The organism is Streptomyces sp. NPDC050619, assembly GCF_040654815.1.
Lineage (GTDB): Bacteria > Actinomycetota > Actinomycetes > Streptomycetales > Streptomycetaceae > Streptomyces.
In genome coordinates this window covers 210,382-229,584 of sequence record NZ_JBFAIR010000005.1, presented here as the reverse complement: position 1 = coordinate 229,584, position 19,203 = coordinate 210,382, and the positions used below count along the sequence as shown (strand labels likewise).

The following is a 19,203-nucleotide window of genomic DNA, read 5'->3' as shown; positions in this document are numbered from 1 at the left end:
CCAGAGTCTAGGTACGCGAAGGGCGCATCAGACCGGGGGGTACGGGATCTCCTCCTCGCGGGACCGGTGCAGCGCCAGCCACCGCCGCGCGTACGCGACCGCGTCCGCCAGGGGGAACAGCCGTACGTCGGCAGCGCCCACCTTCCCGCGGACGACGGTACGGTCCCGCTCGAAGTCGTGGCCCAGTTCGTCGAACCGGTCCGAGGAGATGGACACCTCGGTCACGACCTCCCAGCCGGCCGGGCCGGGCCGGCCCACTCTCACGAGCGGCGAGGGTATGCGGTATTCGGCGAGGTGGAAGCTGGTGCACGTGTCGTAGCCGGCACCGAGCAGCAGCACCCGGGCGCTCAGCTCCTCCAGCCGGGCCAGCGGGCTGCGCTCACCGAGCCGGCAGTCGGGCGCGTGCCCTTCCGTGACCGCCGCAGCACGAGAGCCGAGCGCCGCGAACGACGTCTGCGGATGCGCGCTGCGCGACGCGCCCGGCCACTTGCGCACGGTCTCGGGGATCACGCCGACCCCGCGCGCGGGCGTGACGAGGGGGTCGTACGCGGGCATCGTGGCCCGGATCGTCTCCCACCACTCCTCGGGTACCGGCGGATTGCCCCACAGGGCCGGGTCCGAGAGGTCGCCGGTCTGGGTGGGCACCACGAGCGTGCCGTCCGGGCCGAGTGCGTCGAGCAGTCCCTGGACGACCGCCACGGCACCTCCGCAGACCCAGCCGAGCGAGCTGAGGGAGGAATGGACGAGCAGGGTCTCACCGGCCTCGACGCCCAGCTCGCGCAGCTGGCCGGCGAGGGAGTCCCGGGTGACAAGAGGGCCGGTGGGAGGGGGTGTGGGCATGGTTCGGGAGTGTCCCCGAAGCCGTCCGCCCGCGCCACCCGTTTGATCGATCAGAGATCGTTTGCGCAGGTCAGCTTAGGTGAACCTAAGTGACGCAGGGCACCACCCGACGGCGAGGGCGCGGCTTGCCTGGCCCAGAGGAATTACGCAACAATGGCGTTGTGAAAAACGTCGGCGAGGCTCGGGAGACCCCCACGGGGCCCCCTCAGGAGGAACTCGCGACCGGTGAGCGCTCCACGCGCAACCGGGTCGCGCGATCCATCCTGGACCACGGGCCGTCGACCGCCACCGAACTGGCCGGACGGCTGGGGCTCACCCAGGCGGCCGTACGACGGCATCTGGACGCGCTGGTCGCCGACGACGTCGTCGAGGCGCGGGAGCAGCGGGTGTACGGAGCGCGTACGCGCGGCCGTCCCGCCAAGGTCTTCGCGCTCACCGACTGCGGCCGCGACGCCTTCGACCAGTCCTACGACAAGCTCGCCGCGGACGCCCTGCGCTGGATCCAGGAACGGTTCGGCGGGGACGAGGCGGTCGTCGCCTTCGCCCGCGCGAGGATCGCCGAGCAGGCCACCGCGTACCGCGAGGCGATCGAGGCCGCCGCCCCGGAGAAGCGCACCGAAGCGCTGGCCAAGGCCCTGAGCGCGGACGGGTACGCTGCTACGGCGCGAAGCGCACCGGTCGGCGAGCAGCTCTGCCAGCACCACTGCCCTGTCGCCCACGTCGCCGAGAAGTTCCCGCAGCTGTGCGAGGCGGAGACCGAGATCTTCTCCCAGCTGCTCGGCACACATGTCCAGCGCCTGGCGACCATCGCGCACGGCGACGGCGTCTGCACGACGTTCATCCCCAAGATTTCCACGCCCCCCAAGACCACTGATCACGCATCTGCAAGTACCGCCGGGAGGAACCCCGCATGACGCTCCCCATCGAGGAGACTGCCCACCCCGAGCTCGAGGGTCTGGGTACGTACGAATACGGCTGGGCCGACTCCGACGTGGCCGGTGCCTCTGCGAAGCGAGGCATCAACGAGGACGTCGTCCGCGACATCTCCACCAAGAAGAACGAGCCGGAGTGGATGACCAAGCTCCGTCTCAAGGGCCTGCGCCTGTTCGAGAAGAAGCCCATGCCGAACTGGGGCTCGGACCTGTCGGGCATCGACTTCGACAACATCAAGTACTTCGTGCGCTCCACGGAGAAGCAGGCGGAGTCCTGGGAGGACCTGCCCGAGGACATCAAGAACACGTACGACAAGCTCGGCATCCCCGAGGCGGAGAAGCAGCGCCTCGTCGCCGGTGTCGCGGCCCAGTACGAGTCCGAGGTCGTCTACCACCAGATCCGCGAGGACCTGGAGGAGCAGGGCGTCATCTTCCTGGACACCGACACCGCGCTGAAGCAGCACCCGGAGCTCTTCAAGGAGTACTTCGGGACCGTCATCCCGGTCGGCGACAACAAGTTCGCGTCGCTGAACAGCGCCGTGTGGTCCGGCGGCTCCTTCATCTACGTGCCGAAGGGCGTGCACGTGGAGATCCCGCTCCAGGCCTACTTCCGTATCAACACGGAGAACATGGGCCAGTTCGAGCGGACCCTGATCATCGTCGACGAGGGTGCCTACGTGCACTACGTCGAGGGCTGCACGGCTCCGATCTACAAGTCGGACTCGCTGCACTCCGCGGTCGTCGAGATCATCGTCAAGAAGAACGCCCGCTGCCGGTACACGACCATCCAGAACTGGTCGAACAACGTCTACAACCTGGTCACCAAGCGCGCCGTGGCGTACGAGGGCGCGACCATGGAGTGGATCGACGGCAACATCGGCTCCAAGGTGACGATGAAGTACCCGGCCGTCTACCTGATGGGCGAGCACGCCAAGGGCGAGACCCTGTCCATCGCCTTCGCGGGCGAGGGCCAGCACCAGGACGCCGGCTCCAAGATGGTCCACATGGCGCCGAACACCTCGTCCAACATCGTGTCGAAGTCCGTCGCGCGCGGTGGCGGCCGTACCTCCTACCGTGGTCTGGTGGAGATCGGCGAGGGAGCCCACGGCTCGAAGTCCAACGTGCTGTGCGACGCGCTGCTTGTCGACACCATCTCCCGCTCCGACACGTACCCCTACGTGGACGTCCGCGAGGACGACGTGTCCATGGGCCACGAGGCGACCGTCTCCAAGGTCTCCGAGGACCAGCTCTTCTACCTGATGAGCCGTGGTCTGAGCGAGTTCGAGGCGATGGCCATGATCGTGCGCGGCTTCGTCGAGCCCATCGCGAAGGAGCTGCCGATGGAGTACGCCCTTGAGCTCAACCGGCTGATCGAGCTGCAGATGGAAGGCGCGGTCGGTTAAGGCCCGTCTCCCAAGACAGCTAGCGAATCACTGACGCAGGAAAGAGAGCAGACCGACAGCCATGGCTGAGGCTCAGAACATCCCGGTGGGGTCCACCACCGCCGGCCAGATCGCGGTGGCCGCCGAGTCGACCGTCGCCACGCGCATGAGCGCGCCCCCGTCCTTCGACGTGGCGGACTTCCCGGTCCCGCACGGCCGCGAGGAGGAGTGGCGCTTCACGCCGCTGGAGCGGCTGCGCGGGCTGCACGACGGCACCGCGGTCGCCGCCGGCGGCGGCGTGAGGGTCGGCATCGACGCCCCCGCGGGAGTCGTCGTCGAGACCGTCGGCCGTGACGACGCCCGGATCGGCAAGGCGGGCACCCCGGTGGACCGCGTCGCCGCCCAGGCGTACTCGGCGTTCGAGAAGGCCGGCGTGGTCACCGTCCCCAAGGAGACGGTGCTCACCGAGCCGATCCGCATCGCCGTGCACGGCGAGGGCGGGATCTCCTACGGCCACCAGGTCATCGAACTGGGAGCCTTCGCCGAGGCCGTCGTCGTCCTCGACCACACCGGTGACGCGGTGGTCGCCACCAATGTCGACTACATCCTGGGCGACGGCGCCAAGCTGACGGTCGTCTCCATCCAGGACTGGGACGACAAGGCCGTGCACGTGGCCCAGCACAACGCGCTGATCGGCCGGGACGCCACCTTCAAGTCGTTCGTGGTCACCTTCGGCGGCGACCTCGTACGCCTGCACCCGCGTGTCGCCTACGCCGGCCCCGGCGGCGAGGCCGAGCTGTTCGGCCTGTACTTCACCGACGCGGGCCAGCACCAGGAGCACCGCCTCCTGGTCGACCACAACATGCCGCACTGCAAGTCGAACGTCGCCTACAAGGGCGCGCTCCAGGGCGACGACGCGCACGCGGTGTGGATCGGTGACGTGCTGATCGAGGCCAAGGCCGAGGGCACGGACACGTACGAGATGAACCGCAACCTGGTGCTGACCGACGGCGCCCGGGTCGACTCCGTGCCGAACCTGGAGATCGAGACCGGCGAGATCGTCGGCGCCGGGCACGCGAGCGCGACCGGCCGCTTCGACGACGAGCAGCTCTTCTACCTGATGGCCCGCGGCATCCCGGCCGACGAGGCCCGGCGTCTGGTGGTCCGCGGCTTCTTCGCCGAACTGGTCCAGCAGATCGGCGTCGACGACATCGAAGAGCGCCTTCTCGTGAAGATCGACGAGGAGCTGGAGGCGTCGGTCTGATGGCTGCCTCTTCGACGTTCGTACGCGTCTGTGGGCTGAGCGAGCTGGAGGAGGACACCCCGAAGCGGGTGGAACTCGACGGCACGCCGGTCTCGGTCGTGCAGACCGAGGGGGAGGTGTTCGCGATCCACGACATCTGCTCGCACGCGAACGTCTCGCTCTCCGAGGGCGAGGTGGAGGACTGCCAGATCGAGTGCTGGCTGCACGGCTCCAGCTTCGACCTCCGCACCGGCAAACCGTCCGGCCTTCCCGCGACGCGCCCCGTCCCCGTATACCCCGTAAAGATCGAAGGGGACGATGTGCTCGTCTCCCTTTCCCAGGAGTCCTGAGGCACCCATGGCAACGCTTGAAATCCGAGACCTGCACGTCACCGTCGAGGTCGAGAACGGCACGAAGGAAATCCTCAAGGGTGTCGACCTCACCGTGAAGCAGGGCGAGACGCACGCCATCATGGGCCCGAACGGCTCCGGCAAGTCGACCCTCGCCTACTCGCTCGCGGGGCACCCGAAGTACACCATCACCAGCGGCACCGTCACCCTCGACGGCGAAGACGTCCTGGCGATGTCCGTCGACGAGCGCGCCCGCGCCGGCCTGTTCCTGGCGATGCAGTACCCGGTCGAGGTCCCCGGCGTCTCGGTCTCCAACTTCCTCCGTACGTCCGCCACCGCGATCCGCGGCGAGGCCCCCAAGCTGCGGACGTGGGTGAAGGAGGTCAAGGAGACCATGGAGCGGCTCAACATGGACCCGGCCTTCGCCGAGCGCAACGTCAACGAGGGCTTCTCCGGCGGTGAGAAGAAGCGCCACGAGATCCTTCAGCTGGAGCTGCTCAAGCCGAAGGTCGCGATCCTCGACGAGACGGACTCCGGCCTGGACGTCGACGCCCTGCGCGTCGTCTCCGAGGGCGTCAACCGCGTCCGCGAGAGCGGCGAGGTGGGCACCATGCTCATTACGCACTACACCCGCATCCTGCGCTACATCAAGCCCGACTACGTCCACGTCTTCTCCGCGGGCCGGATCGTCGAGTCCGGCGGCGCCGAGCTCGCCGACAAGCTGGAGGACGAGGGCTACGAGGCTTACACGAAGGGTGGCGTATCAGCGTGACGCAGTCGCCGGGCCTCCTCCTCGACACCGAGGCGATCCGCAAGGACTTCCCCATCCTGGACCGCACGGTCCACGACGGTCAGAAGCTCGTGTACCTGGACAACGCGGCGACCTCGCAGAAGCCGCGCCAGGTGCTGGACGCCCTGAACGAGTACTACGAGCGCTACAACGCCAACGTCCATCGCGGTGTGCATGTGCTCGCCGAGGAGGCCACGGCGCTGTACGAGGGCGCGCGCGACAAGGTCGCGGCGTTCATCAACGCGCCGAGCCGCGACGAGGTGATCTTCACCAAGAACGCCTCCGAGTCGCTCAACCTCGTGGCCAACATGCTGGGCTGGGCCGACGAGCCCTACCGGGTGGACCACGAGACCGAGATCGTCATCACGGAGATGGAGCACCACTCCAACATCGTGCCGTGGCAGCTGCTCGCGCAGCGCACGGGCGCGAAGCTGAAGTGGTTCGGCCTCACCGACGACGGCCGCCTCGACCTCTCGAACATCAACGAGATCATCACGGAGAAGACGAAGATCGTCTCCTTCGTGCTCGTGTCGAACATCCTCGGCACGGTCAACCCCGTCGAGGCGATAGTGCGCCGGGCGCAGGAGGTCGGCGCGCTGGTCTGCATCGACGCCTCGCAGGCCGCGCCGCACATGCCGCTGGACGTACAGGCCCTCCAGGCCGACTTCGTGGCCTTCACCGGCCACAAGATGTGCGGCCCGACGGGCATCGGCGTCCTCTGGGGCCGCCAGGAACTGCTCGAGGACCTGCCTCCGTTCCTCGGCGGCGGCGAGATGATCGAGACGGTGTCGATGCACTCGTCGACGTACGCCCCGGCGCCCCACAAGTTCGAGGCGGGCACCCCGCCGATCGCGCAGGCGGTCGGTCTGGGCGCGGCCATCGACTATCTGTCGGCGATCGGCATGGACAAGATCCTCGCCCATGAGCACGCGCTCACCGAGTACGCGGTGAAGCGGCTCGGCGAGGTGCCCGACCTGCGGATCATCGGCCCCACCACGGCCGAGGACCGGGGCGCGGCGATCTCCTTCACGCTCGGTGACATCCACCCGCACGACGTGGGCCAGGTCCTCGACGAGCAGGGCATCGCCGTCCGGGTCGGACACCACTGCGCACGGCCGGTCTGCCTGAGGTACGGAATTCCTGCGACCACGCGAGCGTCGTTCTATCTGTACTCCACGCCGACCGAGATCGACGCTCTGGTCGACGGCCTGGAGCACGTACGGAACTTCTTCGGCTGAGGGGCGTGCTGAACGGTGAAACTGGACTCCATGTACCAGGAAGTCATCCTGGACCACTACAAGCACCCGCACGGGCGTGGTCTGCGGGATGGCGACGCCGAGGTGCACCACGTCAACCCGACGTGCGGCGACGAGATCACGCTGCGCGTGAAGTACGACGGCACGACGATCAGTGACGTCTCGTACGAGGGCCAGGGCTGCTCGATCAGTCAGGCCTCCGCCTCCGTACTGAACGACCTCCTCGTCGGCAAGGACCTGGCCGAGGCGCAGAAGATCCAGGAGACCTTCCTGGAGCTGATGCAGTCCAAGGGCCGGATCGAACCCGACGACGCGATGGAGGAGGTGCTGGAGGACGCGGTCGCGTTCGCCGGTGTCTCCAAGTACCCGGCGCGGGTGAAGTGCGCCCTCCTGAGCTGGATGGCGTGGAAGGACGCGACGGCCCAGGCCCTGGGCGGAGCCGACGCCGAAAGGAAGACGGCATGAGCGAGACCATTGAGATCAAGCCCGCCTCGGAAGAGGAAGTCCGCGAGGCGCTGTACGACGTCGTCGACCCCGAACTGGGCATCGACGTCGTCAACCTGGGCCTTATCTACGGCATCACCATCGACGACGCGAACATCGCGACCATCGACATGACCCTGACCTCGGCGGCCTGTCCGCTGACGGACGTCATCGAGGACCAGGCCAAGTCCGCCACGGACGGCCTGGTCAACGAGCTGCGCATCAACTGGGTCTGGATGCCGCCGTGGGGCCCCGACAAGATCACGGACGATGGTCGGGAGCAGCTGCGGGCGCTCGGGTTCAACGTCTGAGACTGACTGGCTGGATCACTGGATCAAACGGCGACGTCCTTCGGGCGTCGCCGTTTTCCGTGCTCAGGCGAGTCCCCCCACGAGCCGGAACGCCGAGTCCGACCGATACAGGCCGCTGTACTGGTACGACTCCAGGCGGAGGCTGAAGTCCTTGTGGCGCAGGAAGCGGCCGGGGTAGTTGACCGACTCCAGCATGATCGCGCCGGACATCGTCGAGGTGCGGGCGCAGAACGTGGCGTCCTGCTTGAAGAGGGACGAGCCGTCGTCGCGTTCCGCGCGCAGGACGAAGTCGCGGTGGCGGAGGTAGGTGCCGTCGGTCGTGGCGAAGGAGTAGCAGGACGCGTTGGCCAGGCCCTTGACCAGTGTGAAGGTGGCGTCCTGGCGGGCCGAGGCGGAGCTGATCCGGTCGAGCCCGACATAGCTGCCGTTGACGTGCCAGTAGCGGTCGGGGTAGTTGACCGAGCGGACCGACCGCCAGCTGGACTGTGGCTTCGCGGCGGACGAACTCGCGGGTGGTGTGGGGGACTTGGGCGGGTCGGCGGCGGGCGGAGACGCGGAGGTGGGGTCGTGCCGGGCGGGTGGGGTCGTCGGGGTCGGGGCGGAGGGGGTGTCCCTCTTCTTGCCCGGTGTCGTGGCGCCGCTCGTGGAGGGGGTGGCGTAGGAGATCAGGCCGGGGCCGGTCGGGTCCGCGGCGGCTGCCCCGTCCCGCGTCTTCGACCGCTCGTCGGTGTGCTTGTCCGTCAGGACTATCGCCGTCACGCAGGTGGCTACGGTGGCTATCGCCAGTGCGCCGGCCAGATACAGCCGTCGAGTTCCCGGAATGCGGGTGGTGTTCGGAGTCCAGCCGCTCTCCCAGGGCTGATCCTGAGGGGGCCGGGACTTGCTTCGTGGCATGCGCGGTTCCTCCAGCGGCGCCGGGGGCGACGGCTGCGGCCGTGATCATCAAGTAGGTGAACGGTGAAACACTAGTGGAGCGGGTGAGCTCCCGGGAGCTGTTTGACCGAGCGGTGTCCACATCAGCTTCCATGGGGCCGTCGCACTGATGTGTACGCTCGTACGCATCACTGTGTACGCTCGTACACATGGGATACCTGTTGCTTGCCGGAGCCATCGCTTCCGAGATCGCCGCGACGACGGCCATGAAGTACTCCGACGGCTTCAGTAGGCTGCTGCCCTCGCTGCTGACCGTCCTCGGCTACGTCGTCTCCTTCGCGCTGCTCGCCCAGACGCTGAAGTCCCTGTCGGTGGGCACCGCGTACGCGATCTGGTCCGGTGTCGGCACCGCGGTCGTCGCCGCGATCGGGATGGTGTTCCTCGGGGAGGGGATGAGTGTCGTGAAGGCCGCCGGCATCGCGCTGATCATCGTCGGCGTGGTCGTGCTGAACCTGGGAGGTGCGCACTGATGGCCCGGCGTTACGACCCCGAGCGACGTCAGCGGATCATCGACGCGGCGATCCGGGTCGTGGGGGAGAAGGGCCTGGCGGGCCTGAGCCACCGCTCGGTCGCCGCCGAGGCGGATGTCCCGCTCGGCTCGACGACGTACCACTTCAAGACCCTCGACGAGCTGATGGTCGCGGCGATGCGGCAGGCGAACGAGGGCTTCGCCAAGGTGATCTCCTCGCGCGGCGGGCTGGCTGACCCGCACGCCGACCTGGCCGCCGAACTCGCCGCCCTGCTGGGCGAGTGGCTCGGCGGCGAACGCACCGGCGTCGAGCTGGAGTACGAGCTCTACCTCGCCGCCCTACGCCGCCCCGCCCTGCGCCCGGTCGCCGCCGAATGCGCCGAGGACCTCGCCGACCGCCTCGCCCACCGCACGGACCCGGTCACCGCACGGGCGGTGGTCGCGCTGGTGGACGGGATCTGTCTTCAGGTGCTGCTGACGGACGATCCCTATGACGAGGAGTACGCGCGCGAGGCGCTGGGGCGGGTTATTGGCGCGGCGGGGTGAATTCGGTGGGCGTGGACTGGAGTTGTGGGGTCGGTTGGTGTGGGGGGCGTTTCGGTCGGCCGCGGGCTGGAGCTTTGGTCGGTTGCGGTCGGGGGAATTCCCGGTCGGTCGTGGGGCGGAGGGCTTTGGTCGGCCGCTGCGCTGAGCTCTGGTCGGCTGAAGTCGGGGAAGTCCTGGTCGGCTGTGGTCGTGGAACTCGTGGAACTCGTGGAACTCGTGGCTGTTGGCCGGACTCCTGGTCGGCTGTGGTCGAACCCGTGGCTGCGGGCCGGAACCCTGGTCGTGTGCGGTCGTGGAACCCGTGGCCACTGGCCTCGGTTGCGGTCGGGGGGAAGTCCAGGTCGGCTTCGGCACGGAGCTGTGACAGAGCTCTGGTCGGTCGTGGGCCGGAAGGCTCTGGTCGGCCGCTGCGCGGAGCTGCGGTCGGCTGAAGTCGGGGAAGTCCTGGTCGGCTGCTGGTCAAACTCCTGGACGACCGACGTCGTGGAACCTGTGGCTGTTGGCCGGACTTCTGGTCCGCCGCGGTCGAACCCGTGGCCGCTGGCCGGACCCCCGGTCGGCCGCAGTCGTGGTGCCGGTGCCCATTGCCCGTAACTCCGGACGGCCGCGGCCGGGGACCCCGTGGCCGCTGGCCGGCCCCCCGGACAGGCGCAGTCGTGGTGCCCGTGCCCATTGCCCGTAACTCCGGACGACCGCGGTCGTGGAGCCGGTGGCCACGGGCCGCTCCCGCGGTCGGCCGCAGTCGCGGAAACCCGTGGCCACTGCCCGGACCCCCGCCCGCCAGTTGCGCCGTGAACCCTTTCGCCGCCGTCGGGGAACAGGGGATGACATGCTCGCCCCGACCACCCCTACGGAGGCCGCCACGTGACCGGACCGCCGGATCCGGCTTCGCTCGAGGACGCCCAGGTCGTCGCTCAGTCCCTGGAGGAACCGGAGCTCTTCGCCAGGCTCTACGACCGCTATGCCCCCGACATCCACCGCTATGCGGCACGGCGACTGGGTGTGGGTGCCGCCGACGACATCACGGCGGAGACCTTCCTGACCGCCTTCCGTATCCGGTCCCGCTACGACACCAGCCGGCCCAGCGCCCGCCCTTGGCTCTACGGCATCGCGGGCAATCTCATCGGCAAGCAGCGGCGCGCCGAGGTGCGGGGCCTGCGGGCGCTGGCCCGCACCGGGCACGACCCGGTCGCCGAGACCTGGGCCGAGCGTGCCGACGCCCGTGTGACCGCACAGGCGGCGCAGGCCCCGCTCGCCGGGGCGCTGGCCGCGCTGTCCGTGGGGGACCGGCACGTTCTGCTGCTGGTGGCCTGGGCGGACCTGACGTACGCGGAGGTCGGTGAGGCTCTCGGCATCCCCGTCGGCACCGTCCGCTCCCGGCTCAACCGCGCCCGCCGCAAGGTCCGTTCGACGCTGGGTGCCGATCCCGCATTCACGCTCGACGCCACGGAGGTGGTCTGACCATGGACGAGATGACAGCTGTCCGCGACCTGCGGGCCGAGGCCCCGGAGCCCGAGCGCGCACAGCTCGTCGCCGGACGTGACCGGCTGCTGCTGGAGGCCTCCGGCCGCACCCGCACCCGCCGGCTGCGCGGCGACTGGCGGCTTGTGGCCGCGGGGACGGCGGCCCTGATCACAGTCGTGGCCGTGATCGGGACCCAGGTGGCCGATCGCGGCTCGGACGGTGCGCGGCCGGGAGCCAGTCCCGGCTACACCCTCGAACTGGGCAGCGCCAAGGACTTCCTGAACGCCGCCGCCGACGCGATCGCCGCCCGTCCCGGGCTCACCGCGCGCGACGGTCAGTGGATCTACGTGAAGTCCGTCGAGACGAACGTGACGGACGACGAGCCCGACCCGGAGACCGGCGAGGACTGGATGCCGTACGCCGATCCGAAGATGGAGGGCGGGCGGGCCGGCGACGACCACTCCCCCAGGGAGGAGTACGCGTTCCTCAAGAGCCTCCCGGACGACCCGGCGAAGGTGCGGGCGAAGGCGCGCGCGTTCTTCTACGCCACCGACGCGTCCGAGACCCGTACGCAGCACGAGTACCGGGCCCTCGTGGCCGTCCTCAGCCGGGCGTACGCGTACGACCCCGTCGGCCTCGCCAAGGTCTACCGAGCCCTCGCCACGCTCCCCGGGGTGCGGCTCGCGGAGGTCCAGGACGAGGCGGGGCGCAGCGCCTACGCGCTGTACCTGAAGGGCGGCGCGACCGGCTTCCGCGACGAAGTGCTCCTCGACCCGGCCACCTACCTCTTCGCGGGGCGCCGGTCGGTGGAGCGGAGCGGCAACGAGGAGTGGGGCAAGGCAGACGTCGTGATCAGCTCGGCGCGGCTCGCGGTGGCGGTGGTGGACAAGAAGGGGGAGCGGCCCTGATCCCGGCCGGTGTGGCCTGAACCTCAGCCGGTGTGCCCGGCACCTGAGCCGGTGTGCCGGGCACCTGAGCCGGTGTGCCGGGCACCTGAGCCGGTGTGCCGGGCACCTGAGCCGGTGTGCCGGGCACCTGAGCCCGTGTGCCCGGCACCTGAGATGCCGTGCGCACCGGTTCGCCCTCACCCCGCCCGGCCGGTTAGGTTGCCCTCATGACCGACACGACTGCTCCTCGTACCACCGGCGCCGTTGCCGCCGGGCTTGCCACCGTCGCCGCCGACGGCACCGTTCTCGACACCTGGTTCCCCGCTCCCGAACTGTCCGGCGAGCCCGGCCCGTCCGGCAGCGAGCGGCTGTCCGCCGAGCAGGCCGTGGCCCTGCTCGGCGAGGGCGCCGCGAAGGCGATCGGACCGGACGCCCGTCGGGGCGTGGAGGTGGTCGCGGTCCGCACGGTCATCGGCTCCCTCGACGACAAGCCGATCGACGCGCACGACGTCTATCTGCGCCTGCACCTGCTCTCGCACCGCCTGGTCAAGCCGCACGGCCAGAGCCTGGACGGCATCTTCGGCTTCCTCGCCAACGTCGCCTGGACCTCGCTCGGCCCGGTCGCGGTCGACGACATCGAGAAGGTGCGGCTGGGCGCCCGCGCCGAGGGCCTGCACCTCCAGGTCACGTCCGTCGACAAGTTCCCGCGTATGACGGACTACGTCGCCCCGAAGGGCGTCCGCATCGCCGACGCCGACCGGGTGCGGCTCGGCGCACACCTCGCCGAGGGCACCACCGTCATGCACGAGGGCTTCGTCAACTTCAACGCGGGCACGCTCGGCACGTCGATGGTCGAGGGCCGTATCTCCGCGGGCGTCGTGGTCGGCGACGGCTCGGACATCGGCGGCGGCGCCTCCACCATGGGCACGCTGTCCGGCGGCGGCAACGTGATCATCTCCATCGGCGAGCGCTGCCTGATCGGCGCCGAGGCGGGCGTCGGCATCGCGCTCGGCGACGAGTGCGTGGTCGAGGCGGGTCTCTACATCACCTCCGGCACCCGCGTGACCATGCCCGACGGCCGGATCGTCAAGGCCCGCGAGCTGTCCGGGGCGTCGAACGTCCTGTTCCGCCGCAACTCGGTCACCGGCACGGTCGAGGCCCGCCCGAACAACGCGGTCTGGAGCGGCCTGAACGAGATCCTGCACAGCCACAACTGACACTCAAGGTCACGTACGAGGTACCCGGCGTGACCTCCTCATGGTTTTGGCAGATGAACGGGTGGACGCGGAGTCCGATCAGAGGCCGAACCGACGAAATGAGGACCGAGCAATGACGAACGAGCGAGCCAGGACCGTGGCGCGCTGGCTGACCGGGACGCTGACCCTGGCGACGGTGTGCTGGCTGCCGGTGGGGGCCGCGCACGCCGACGAGACCAACACGGGCTCGCACAACGGCCCGCGCATCGGACTGGTCAACGTCGGCCAGGTGGATGATCCGATGGAGGACGTACTGGAGCACGTACTGCTGATCGGCGACGGATACACCTGGGGCTGATCGCGCAGCGCCCGCCGTGAGGCCGGGGCCCGTACCGCACACCGAACGCGGTACGGGCCCCGGCCCTTTCCGTAAGGAGTTCTCCCCGGGTGGCATAGCGGCGGCCCGCCGCGCGCGTCACAAGGAGCACAGGGGCGGGGCACAGGTGCCGCCGGGGAAGAGAAGGTGACGATGAATGCCGAAGGGCTCGAGAGTTTCCGGGAGTTCGTGGACAGCAGGTCGTCGGCACTGCTGAAGACGGCCGTGCTGCTGTGCGGGGGAGACCGGCACGCCGGGGAGGACCTGCTCCAGAGCGCCCTCGTCAAGGCGGCCGACAAGTGGGAGCGGATCGACGAGCCCGAGGCCTACGTACGGCGGATCCTCTACCGCCAGCAGGTCAGCCGCTGGCGGCTGAAGTGGCGCAGACGGGAGGTCAGCGTCGCCGAGCCGCCCGAGGCGGGCCCGCCCGGCGCGGACGCCGCGGCCGCCGCCGAACTGCGCGTCGTGATGCGCGAGGCGCTGTCCCGGCTCACCGCACGCCAGCGCACCGTGCTCGTGCTGCGCTACTTCGAGGACCTCCCCGAGGCCGACGTGGCCCGCCTCCTCGGCTGCTCCGTCGGCACCGTCCGGTCCACCACCCACCGCTCCCTGGCCCGGCTGCGCTCGCTCGCCCCCGAACTGGCCGCCCTGGGTTCGTCCGACGCCGAGGGGCTGCCGTCCCGTGACTACTCGCCCGTGGAGGTGCGTCCATGAACGTCGAGGAACTCGTGCGCGACGCACTGCGGGAACAGGCCGCCGCACAGACCCCGGCCCGGCCGGGGTTCGCCGACCGGGTGCTCGCGTTCCGCCGGCGTCGCCGCACCCGCAGGATCGTCGCCGTCACCGCCGCCGTGGTCGCCGTCGTGGTGACCGTACCGATGCTGGAATCCGGCGACTCCGGCAGGACCGACGTACGCCCCGCGGACGTGGTGCGGCAGAACGGGATCAGCGCCCACCCGGACCAGTCGCCGCCGCGTGACCTCATCGCGGCCGGGGACACGGCGCTGGCCGCGTACTACACGGCCAAGGTCCGCCCGCGGTCCGGCAGCCAGGGCGCCTTCGTGCGCACCTACTGGCTGCTCGACCCGAAGACCGGGACGTACGAGAAGGACCCCCGGTGGTCCTTCGTCGCCGTCGCCCCCGGCCTGAAGACCGCCGCCGTGCTGGAGCAGAGCCTGCCCGCGCGCCGGATCGGCCTGCTCGACCTCGCGACGGGGGAGGTCGAGCGGTGGATCCCGGTCGGGCACGGAGTCGGCGGGCTCGCGTTCTCGTACGACGGGAGCAGGCTTGTCGCGACGACATACGACGAGGACCCCGATCTGCGCACCAGGGTGAAGTCGGCCGACGGCGGCGGGGAGGCGTGGATGTCCGCGTACGGCGACTCGAGCCGGTCCGGTTTCTACGACCTCGACGTGGCTTCCGGCAAGGGCTCCTGGAGCCCGGTCGCACCCGACCGCGATATCAACGCCCGCCAGGACTTCTCGTTCAGCCGCACCGGCGACCTGGTGTACGCGCAGGTCATCGGCGGCCGGGACGGCATGCAGCAGTTCTACGACCTCAAGGGCGACAAGACCGCCGCGCCCGCGAACGAGAAGTACCTGCGGTCGGACGTCGGTGCGCGGCTGTCCCCGAACGGCAGGCTCGCCGCTCTCGGCCTGACGAAGGAGGTCGCCGGCTCCCCCGGCAAGTCGTACTCCTCGATCCGTGATCCCCGTACGGGCAAGGAGATCACCAAGGTGCGCGGAGACCGGCTGCTCGCCTGGGTCGACGACAAGCGGCTCATCGGCTGGGAGCGGGTCACGAGTCTGGAGGAGGCGTACCGGCCCCAGCTCGTGCTGGTCACGATCGGCAGCGACAAGGTCGTGCCGCTGAGCGGCGTCCGGGAGCAGGACAGGAATCTCGACCGGCAGGGGTGGGAGCCGGTCTTCGCGCGCCGCTGATCAGACGGCCACGAGCTGTTCGTAGGCCGCCAGCAGCCCGTCGACCGCCTCGCGGCCGGCGGGCCGCAGCGGTGCGCGGACCGGCCCCGCGGGCAGGCCCAGGGCGTTGAGGAGACCCTTGACGGTGACCGCGCCGGGCAGGCCGGACGACATCGTCAACTCGATGAGAGACGTGGCGCGTTGCTGGAGACGGGCCGCCCCGGCCGGCTCGCCCGCGTCGAACGCGTCCAGGACCGCGCGGAGTTGGCCCGGGACCACGTTCGCGACCGTGCTGACGTAACCGGCGGCGCCCACCGCGTACAGGGCGAGATTGTGCTCGTCGCAGCCCGCGTAGTACGCCAACTCCGTTCGGGAGAGCACCTTCTGGGTGCCGAGGAAGTCGTAGGAACAGTCCTTGACCGCCACGATCCGGGGGTGCTCGGCGAGCCGGATCACGGTCTCGGGCTCGATGCGGGTGCCGGTGCGCCCCGGGATGTCGTACAGGACGAGGGGCAGCCCGGACGCGTCCGCGACCTCCCGGAAGTGCGCCTCCAGCGCGTCCTGCGGGGGCCTGCTGTAGTACGGGCTGACCACCAACAGGCCGTCCGCGCCCGCCTTTTCGGCCGCCAGGGCCAGTTCGACGGTGTGCCGGGTGTCGAAGGTGCCCACGCCCGCCACGATCGACGCCCGCTCACCCACCGCGTCCCGGACGGCCGTGACGAGCGCGGCCTTCTCCGCGTCCGTCGTGGTCGGCGACTCGCCCGTCGTACCGGACAGGACGAGACCGTCGCAGCCCTCCGTCACCAGCCGGTCGGCCAGGCGCCGCGCGCCGTCGAGATCGAGCGCGCCCTCCTCGGTGAAGGGCGTGATCATGGCGCAGAGGGTGCGGCCGAAGGGGGCGGCGGAGGGGGCGGCGGAGGAGCGGGCTGTGGTCATGGGAGTAGTTTCGGCACCACCATCGTGAAGCTCCACTTAATTCTTCTACGAGATATCGCTAAGGGATGCTGCGAGGAGCGCGCCAAGGCCCTATGTCCAACCCGGGCCTTCATGGGTCACCATGGCGAGGACGGTCATCGACCCCTGCTCATGGGAGGCGTCATGAAGCTCGGCAAGGCACTCGCCACCGGCGTCGCGGAAGAACGGCCTCAGGCCCACGAGGAAGAACGCGAACTCTCCGAAGAGATCCTCGCCGAGGAGATCAGGGAACTGCGGGCGCCAGAAGAGGCCCCGGCCGCCCGATGAGGCTGCGGCTTCCCGAGGAACGCCCGACGGAGCCGCCGACCGGATACAAGATCGCCCACCCGGTGCTCTCCCAGGACGGGACCCGGGCCGGGTTCACCGGTGTGTCGCTGGGCGGCGCGCTGCCGTACGGAGTCGTGGCCGAGGCGTCCTGCGTCTACGGCCTGCGGCACCGGGCACCGCACCGCCGCTGCGACTGCGGCTTCCACTGCGTGCACGACCGTACGACGGCCGAGGCGCTGCTGTGCACGGCCGAGCACCGTACGGCCGTCCTGCTGGAGGTCTCCGTGCTCGGCCGCTACATCCGCTTCGAGCGCGGCTTCCGCAGTGCCCGCCAGCGGGTGCGGACCGCCACCGTCGGCCCGTGCGCCTGCGGCAAGGTCGCGGCGGCGCTGGCCGACGCCGGCTGGGGCAGACCCGGCTGGCGGGCCCTGGTCGCCTCCTGCGCGGGGTGCCTGCGCGGCCGTACGTCCGTCTCGCCAGCCGGCTTCGCCCGGCTGGCCGGGGACGGGCTGCGGGTGGTGGCCGGCAAGGGCCTGGAACTGCCCGCCGGCGACCTGGGCCCGTCCGACGGCCTCGGCGTGCCCGAACTCACCGCGGAGGCCGCCCTGTTGCAGGCCCGGCTCGACTGGTTCCAGGCCCAGCTGGCCCGGCTCGGCGGGGGCGAGGGCGGGGGCGGGGTGCAGGGGTAGCGGGGCGGAGGGCCGCGGGGACAGCGGGGGCGGGCCGCAGGGGTATCGGGGGTGGTCAGGGGTACCCGGGTGGTCCGAAACCGAGAGGAGGCGGACACCGTGACCGGGACCATGGCCACCAGGCCGGCACACGACGCACATCACGACGCACATCACGCAGCACAGCACTCGGTCGGCGAACTCGTCGGACAGGCCACCGAACAGCTCTCCCGGCTCGTACGACAGGAAGTGGCCCTCGCCAAGGAGGAGCTCGCCGCGAAGGGCCGCCGTGCCGGACGCGGCGGCGGGCTGCTCGGCGCCGCGGGCGCCGTCGGCTACGCCGGTCTGCTCGCCCTGGCCGGCACGGCCGCCGCCGCGCTCTCGCTGACGCTGCCCGTCTGGGCCTCGGCGCTCATCGTGACGGGCGTACTGTTCGCGCTCGCGGGCGTGCTCGCGGTGACCGGCCGCGCCCAGCTGCGCCGCGCCACACCGCCCACGCCCGAGGAGGCCCTCGGCAGCGTCAGGGCCGACGTCGAGGAGATCAGGGGAAGGGCGCACCGATGACGGACAGGACAGGGGCACAGGGTACGGGTGCCAAGGGGCCCGACGAGCTGCGGCGCCAGATCGAGCTGACTCGCGGCCAACTGGGCGACACCGTCGAGGAGTTGGCGGGCAAGGCGGACGTGAAGGGGCGCGCCCGGGCCCGGGCGGCCGACCTCAGGGACAAGGCGGGCGCGATGACGATCCAGCTGCGCAGCAACGCCGCGCAGGCGGGGCATACGGTGCACGAGCGGGCCGCACACGCCGGGCACGCGGTGCAGGACCGGGCCGCGCACGCCGGGCACGCGGTCCACGACCGGGCCGCGCACGCCGGGCACACCGCCCAGGACAAGACGACGCACGCGGGGCACGCGTTGGAGGACAGGGCGGAGCACAACTTGCCGTGGCCGGCCCGGCCCGTCGTCAAGGCGGCGGTTCGGCATCCGCGGCCGGCGCTTGTCATCGGCGCGGTGGTGGCCGTGGTCGTGGTGGTGGGGTGGCGGTATCCCCGGAGGTAGTGATCTCAGCTCGTCGGGCGGCCCCGAATCGCGGACTTGACCTGAATCTCGGTTGAGGTTGGAGGGTGGTCGGCACACACCGACCACCGCATCCTGGAGGCCGCCATGACGCGCCGCACCGACACCCACCCCGACCTCACCCGCCCGGAGGCGGGGGCGCCGTTCTTCAGTACGTGGCGGGTCGGGACGCCCGAGCGGCAGCGGCAGGCGGTCGAGGCGATCGGGCGCACCTGGGAGCGCCGGCCCTGGCCCGCCGGCGGCCTGCTCGGCTACCACGTCTACACCGGGCACGACGGCGAGACGCTGCTGCACCACTCGCAGTGGACGCGGGAGCAGGCTTACGAGGCCTTCGTGAAGGTCCACCGCCAGGAGCGCAACGATGAGATCGACACCGCCGTGCCCGGGATCGAGCGGGTGCGGCTCGACCGCTACCGGCGGTATCGCAGCCGGGAGCGTGCCGCCGGGGACTCGCGGGTGCCGGGTCTGATCGTGGCCGTACGGATCGACTTCGAGGAGGAGGCGTCCGGGCGGCGGCGCGACTGGGTGGACCTGATCCTGGGCGCCGAGGTGCCCGCGGAGAACGAGCGCGGACTCATCTCGGCGCACTTCCACATCAGCGGCGACGGCACCCACGTCCTGAACTACGCGGAGTGGGAGAGCGAGCAGTCCTACGAGGAGGCCATCGGTATGGCCGCCGGCCCGGAGTGGGAGCGGCTGCGGGCGTACCCCGGCCTGAAGGGCTTCACCGTCGCCCGGTACGGCCACGCGCTCGGCCTCGTGCCCGAGTAGCCCCGGGCAGTACCTGAGACAGACGGGTATACCGAAAACTCGATCCGTCTGGACAAAAAAAGTGTTCGG

The 19,203-nt window shown here is 70.4% G+C and carries 24 protein-coding genes; 21 read left to right on the top strand and 3 right to left on the bottom strand.

Going from position 1 to position 19,203, the window contains the following annotated elements:
- Positions 1-27: 27 nt before the first annotated feature.
- A complete protein-coding gene (locus AB0I77_RS11845; RefSeq protein ID WP_363282297.1) occupies positions 28-840 on the bottom strand; it encodes an AAC(3) family N-acetyltransferase in 813 nt (270 codons plus the stop codon).
- Between the two features lie 161 nt (positions 841-1,001).
- Between AB0I77_RS11845 and AB0I77_RS11840 the strand changes: the two genes are divergently transcribed.
- The 8 genes from AB0I77_RS11840 (at position 1,002) to AB0I77_RS11805 (ending at position 7,587) form a co-directional block, all read left to right on the top strand.
- Entirely contained in the window at positions 1,002-1,754 is a 753-nt protein-coding gene (locus tag AB0I77_RS11840) for a metalloregulator ArsR/SmtB family transcription factor (RefSeq protein WP_363282296.1), read from the top strand.
- Positions 1,751-3,175 (top strand): Fe-S cluster assembly protein SufB, encoded by a 1,425-nt coding sequence (gene sufB, locus AB0I77_RS11835; RefSeq protein WP_363282295.1) that lies wholly within the window; start codon positions 1,751-1,753, stop codon positions 3,173-3,175. Before AB0I77_RS11840 ends, sufB begins: the two co-directional genes overlap by 4 nt.
- Before the next feature lie 61 nt (positions 3,176-3,236).
- Complete coding sequence (gene sufD, locus AB0I77_RS11830; RefSeq protein WP_363282294.1) at positions 3,237-4,418, top strand: Fe-S cluster assembly protein SufD; 1,182 nt, start codon at positions 3,237-3,239, stop codon at positions 4,416-4,418.
- The gene (locus tag AB0I77_RS11825) at positions 4,418-4,747 is read left to right on the top strand and encodes a non-heme iron oxygenase ferredoxin subunit (RefSeq protein WP_363282293.1); all 330 of its coding nucleotides are present in this window, start codon (positions 4,418-4,420) and stop codon (positions 4,745-4,747) included. Before sufD ends, AB0I77_RS11825 begins: the two co-directional genes overlap by 1 nt.
- Before the next feature lie 7 nt (positions 4,748-4,754).
- Entirely contained in the window at positions 4,755-5,519 is a 765-nt protein-coding gene (gene sufC / locus AB0I77_RS11820) for a Fe-S cluster assembly ATPase SufC (protein WP_363282292.1), read from the top strand.
- A complete protein-coding gene (locus AB0I77_RS11815) occupies positions 5,516-6,775 on the top strand; it encodes a cysteine desulfurase (RefSeq protein WP_363282291.1) in 1,260 nt (419 codons plus the stop codon). The genes sufC and AB0I77_RS11815 overlap by 4 nt, the downstream gene beginning before the upstream one ends.
- Before the next feature lie 15 nt (positions 6,776-6,790).
- The gene (gene sufU, locus AB0I77_RS11810) at positions 6,791-7,258 is read left to right on the top strand and encodes a Fe-S cluster assembly sulfur transfer protein SufU (protein WP_363282290.1); all 468 of its coding nucleotides are present in this window, start codon (positions 6,791-6,793) and stop codon (positions 7,256-7,258) included.
- Positions 7,255-7,587 (top strand): metal-sulfur cluster assembly factor, encoded by a 333-nt coding sequence (locus AB0I77_RS11805; RefSeq protein ID WP_124443153.1) that lies wholly within the window; start codon positions 7,255-7,257, stop codon positions 7,585-7,587. Before sufU ends, AB0I77_RS11805 begins: the two co-directional genes overlap by 4 nt.
- A 63-nt stretch (positions 7,588-7,650) precedes the next feature.
- On the opposite strand, the gene AB0I77_RS11800 is transcribed toward AB0I77_RS11805, so the two are convergent.
- On the bottom strand, positions 7,651-8,481 hold the full coding sequence (locus AB0I77_RS11800; protein WP_363282289.1) for an AbfB domain-containing protein: 831 nt from the start codon (positions 8,479-8,481) through the stop codon (positions 7,651-7,653).
- Positions 8,482-8,669: 188 nt separating this feature from the next.
- Here AB0I77_RS11800 and AB0I77_RS11795 point away from each other — a divergent pair, with 188 nt between their 5' ends.
- The 8 genes from AB0I77_RS11795 (at position 8,670) to AB0I77_RS11760 (ending at position 15,398) form a co-directional block, all read left to right on the top strand.
- The gene (locus AB0I77_RS11795) at positions 8,670-8,990 is read left to right on the top strand and encodes a multidrug efflux SMR transporter (protein WP_363282288.1); all 321 of its coding nucleotides are present in this window, start codon (positions 8,670-8,672) and stop codon (positions 8,988-8,990) included.
- Entirely contained in the window at positions 8,990-9,535 is a 546-nt protein-coding gene (locus AB0I77_RS11790; protein WP_363282286.1) for a TetR family transcriptional regulator, read from the top strand. Before AB0I77_RS11795 ends, AB0I77_RS11790 begins: the two co-directional genes overlap by 1 nt.
- 864 nt (positions 9,536-10,399) lie before the next feature.
- Positions 10,400-10,996, top strand: coding sequence for an RNA polymerase sigma factor (locus AB0I77_RS11785; protein WP_363282285.1), 597 nt, complete (start codon positions 10,400-10,402; stop codon positions 10,994-10,996).
- A 2-nt stretch (positions 10,997-10,998) separates the two neighbouring features.
- Positions 10,999-11,907 carry a CU044_5270 family protein gene (locus AB0I77_RS11780; protein ID WP_363282284.1) on the top strand — a complete coding sequence of 303 codons (909 nt, stop codon included), beginning with the start codon at positions 10,999-11,001 and terminating at the stop codon, positions 11,905-11,907.
- Between the two features lie 206 nt (positions 11,908-12,113).
- Entirely contained in the window at positions 12,114-13,103 is a 990-nt protein-coding gene (dapD, locus tag AB0I77_RS11775) for a 2,3,4,5-tetrahydropyridine-2,6-dicarboxylate N-succinyltransferase (protein WP_363282283.1), read from the top strand.
- Positions 13,104-13,215: 112 nt separating this feature from the next.
- A complete protein-coding gene (locus AB0I77_RS11770) occupies positions 13,216-13,440 on the top strand; it encodes a hypothetical protein (protein WP_363282282.1) in 225 nt (74 codons plus the stop codon).
- A gap of 171 nt (positions 13,441-13,611) precedes the next feature.
- Positions 13,612-14,172 carry a SigE family RNA polymerase sigma factor gene (locus AB0I77_RS11765; protein WP_363282281.1) on the top strand — a complete coding sequence of 187 codons (561 nt, stop codon included), beginning with the start codon at positions 13,612-13,614 and terminating at the stop codon, positions 14,170-14,172.
- Positions 14,169-15,398 carry a WD40 repeat domain-containing protein gene (locus AB0I77_RS11760; protein ID WP_363282280.1) on the top strand — a complete coding sequence of 410 codons (1,230 nt, stop codon included), beginning with the start codon at positions 14,169-14,171 and terminating at the stop codon, positions 15,396-15,398. The genes AB0I77_RS11765 and AB0I77_RS11760 overlap by 4 nt, the downstream gene beginning before the upstream one ends.
- On the opposite strand, the gene dapA is transcribed toward AB0I77_RS11760, so the two are convergent.
- On the bottom strand, positions 15,399-16,313 hold the full coding sequence (dapA, locus tag AB0I77_RS11755; protein ID WP_363282279.1) for a 4-hydroxy-tetrahydrodipicolinate synthase: 915 nt from the start codon (positions 16,311-16,313) through the stop codon (positions 15,399-15,401).
- A 162-nt stretch (positions 16,314-16,475) separates the two neighbouring features.
- On the opposite strand from dapA, the gene AB0I77_RS11750 reads away from it, so the two are divergent.
- From AB0I77_RS11750 to AB0I77_RS11730, 5 genes are all read left to right on the top strand, one after another.
- Positions 16,476-16,619, top strand: coding sequence for a hypothetical protein (locus AB0I77_RS11750; RefSeq protein WP_363282278.1), 144 nt, complete (start codon positions 16,476-16,478; stop codon positions 16,617-16,619).
- Positions 16,616-17,308: a hypothetical protein gene (locus AB0I77_RS11745; protein ID WP_363282277.1), complete on the top strand. Its 693-nt coding sequence runs from the start codon at positions 16,616-16,618 to the stop codon at positions 17,306-17,308. The genes AB0I77_RS11750 and AB0I77_RS11745 overlap by 4 nt, the downstream gene beginning before the upstream one ends.
- A gap of 111 nt (positions 17,309-17,419) precedes the next feature.
- Positions 17,420-17,851 carry a phage holin family protein gene (locus AB0I77_RS11740; protein ID WP_363282410.1) on the top strand — a complete coding sequence of 144 codons (432 nt, stop codon included), beginning with the start codon at positions 17,420-17,422 and terminating at the stop codon, positions 17,849-17,851.
- Entirely contained in the window at positions 17,848-18,345 is a 498-nt protein-coding gene (locus AB0I77_RS11735; RefSeq protein WP_363282276.1) for a DUF3618 domain-containing protein, read from the top strand. The genes AB0I77_RS11740 and AB0I77_RS11735 overlap by 4 nt, the downstream gene beginning before the upstream one ends.
- Positions 18,346-18,450: 105 nt before the next feature.
- The gene (locus tag AB0I77_RS11730) at positions 18,451-19,134 is read left to right on the top strand and encodes a hypothetical protein (RefSeq protein ID WP_363282275.1); all 684 of its coding nucleotides are present in this window, start codon (positions 18,451-18,453) and stop codon (positions 19,132-19,134) included.
- Positions 19,135-19,203: the final 69 nt, after the last annotated feature.

Coding starts and splice junctions, on each gene's coding strand:
- sufC (WP_363282292.1), top strand. CDS start 4,755: ATGGCAACGCTTGAAATCCGAGACCTGCACGTCACCGTCGAGGTCGAG.
- AB0I77_RS11770 (WP_363282282.1), top strand. CDS start 13,216: ATGACGAACGAGCGAGCCAGGACCGTGGCGCGCTGGCTGACCGGGACG.
- sufB (WP_363282295.1), top strand. CDS start 1,751: ATGACGCTCCCCATCGAGGAGACTGCCCACCCCGAGCTCGAGGGTCTG.
- AB0I77_RS11825 (WP_363282293.1), top strand. CDS start 4,418: ATGGCTGCCTCTTCGACGTTCGTACGCGTCTGTGGGCTGAGCGAGCTG.
- AB0I77_RS11845 (WP_363282297.1), bottom strand. CDS start 840: ATGCCCACACCCCCTCCCACCGGCCCTCTTGTCACCCGGGACTCCCTC.
- dapA (WP_363282279.1), bottom strand. CDS start 16,313: ATGACCACAGCCCGCTCCTCCGCCGCCCCCTCCGCCGCCCCCTTCGGC.
- AB0I77_RS11805 (WP_124443153.1), top strand. CDS start 7,255: ATGAGCGAGACCATTGAGATCAAGCCCGCCTCGGAAGAGGAAGTCCGC.
- AB0I77_RS11735 (WP_363282276.1), top strand. CDS start 17,848: ATGACGGACAGGACAGGGGCACAGGGTACGGGTGCCAAGGGGCCCGAC.
- AB0I77_RS11765 (WP_363282281.1), top strand. CDS start 13,612: ATGAATGCCGAAGGGCTCGAGAGTTTCCGGGAGTTCGTGGACAGCAGG.
- AB0I77_RS11730 (WP_363282275.1), top strand. CDS start 18,451: ATGACGCGCCGCACCGACACCCACCCCGACCTCACCCGCCCGGAGGCG.
- AB0I77_RS11745 (WP_363282277.1), top strand. CDS start 16,616: ATGAGGCTGCGGCTTCCCGAGGAACGCCCGACGGAGCCGCCGACCGGA.
- AB0I77_RS11760 (WP_363282280.1), top strand. CDS start 14,169: ATGAACGTCGAGGAACTCGTGCGCGACGCACTGCGGGAACAGGCCGCC.
- dapD (WP_363282283.1), top strand. CDS start 12,114: ATGACCGACACGACTGCTCCTCGTACCACCGGCGCCGTTGCCGCCGGG.
- AB0I77_RS11750 (WP_363282278.1), top strand. CDS start 16,476: ATGAAGCTCGGCAAGGCACTCGCCACCGGCGTCGCGGAAGAACGGCCT.
- AB0I77_RS11795 (WP_363282288.1), top strand. CDS start 8,670: ATGGGATACCTGTTGCTTGCCGGAGCCATCGCTTCCGAGATCGCCGCG.
- sufD (WP_363282294.1), top strand. CDS start 3,237: ATGGCTGAGGCTCAGAACATCCCGGTGGGGTCCACCACCGCCGGCCAG.
- AB0I77_RS11790 (WP_363282286.1), top strand. CDS start 8,990: ATGGCCCGGCGTTACGACCCCGAGCGACGTCAGCGGATCATCGACGCG.
- AB0I77_RS11800 (WP_363282289.1), bottom strand. CDS start 8,481: ATGCCACGAAGCAAGTCCCGGCCCCCTCAGGATCAGCCCTGGGAGAGC.
- AB0I77_RS11740 (WP_363282410.1), top strand. CDS start 17,420: ATGGCCACCAGGCCGGCACACGACGCACATCACGACGCACATCACGCA.
- AB0I77_RS11780 (WP_363282284.1), top strand. CDS start 10,999: ATGGACGAGATGACAGCTGTCCGCGACCTGCGGGCCGAGGCCCCGGAG.